The sequence below is a fragment of the Streptomyces endocoffeicus genome (genome assembly GCF_016741935.1).
GTDB classification, from domain to species: domain Bacteria; phylum Actinomycetota; class Actinomycetes; order Streptomycetales; family Streptomycetaceae; genus Streptomyces; species Streptomyces endocoffeicus.
Map to the genome: position 1 here is coordinate 1 of NZ_JAERRG010000170.1, position 982 is coordinate 982.

General features: G+C 64.2%; 1 protein-coding gene. It reads left to right on the forward strand.

Going from position 1 to position 982, the window contains the following annotated elements; all coding sequences use genetic code 11:
- Positions 1-982 (forward strand): AMP-binding protein (locus JK364_RS54415; RefSeq protein ID WP_201858879.1); only part of this gene is annotated, 982 nt, incomplete at both ends.

Here is a 982-nt window from a genome sequence, read left to right on the forward strand (position 1 = left end):
CCCGCCACCAATCTCACCCCCACCGAACAAACCACACCCCCCGACGCCCGCCACCCCGCCTACCTCATCTACACCAGCGGCTCCACCGGCACCCCCAAAGGCGTCACCATCCCCCAGACCAACCTCATCCACCTGCTCGCCGCCACCCACCACTACTTCACCCACCCCACCCACCAAACCTGGTGCCAATTCCACTCCTACGCCTTCGACTTCTCCGTCTGGGAAATCTTCGGCGCCCTCCTCCACGGCCACACCCTCATCATCCCCAACCACCACACCACCCGCTCCCCCCACGACCTCATCACCCTCATCCACCAAGAACACATCACCACCCTCTGCCAAACACCCACCGCCCTCTACCACCTCATCAACACCCACCAACAACACCAACACCACCAACCCCTCCCCCTCCACCACATCATCCTCGGCGGCGAACCCCTCGACCCCACCCGCACCACCACCTTCCACCAACAACACCCCCACACCACCATCACCAACATGTACGGCATCACCGAAACCACCATCCACGTCACCCACCACCCCCTCAACCCAAACACCACCCACACCCCCAACACCCCCAGCCCCATCGGACAACCCCTCCCCCACCTCACCACCCACCTCCTCGACACCAACCTCCAACCCACCCCACCCGGAACCCCCGGCGAGCTCTACATCACCGGACCCACCCTCGCCCGCAACTACCACAACAACCCCACCCTCACCGCCACCCACTTCATCGCCAACCCCCACGGACCACCCGGCACCCGCCTCTACCGCACCGGCGACCTCGCCCACCACCACCCCACCACCCACCAACTCCACTACCACCACCGCACCGACAACCAAATCCAACTCCACGGCTACCGCATCGAACTCGGCGAAATCGAAAACACCCTCACCACCCACCCCCACATCACCCACGCAGCCGCCACCCTCCACCACGACCACCAAGACAACAAACACCTCATCGCCTACACCACCA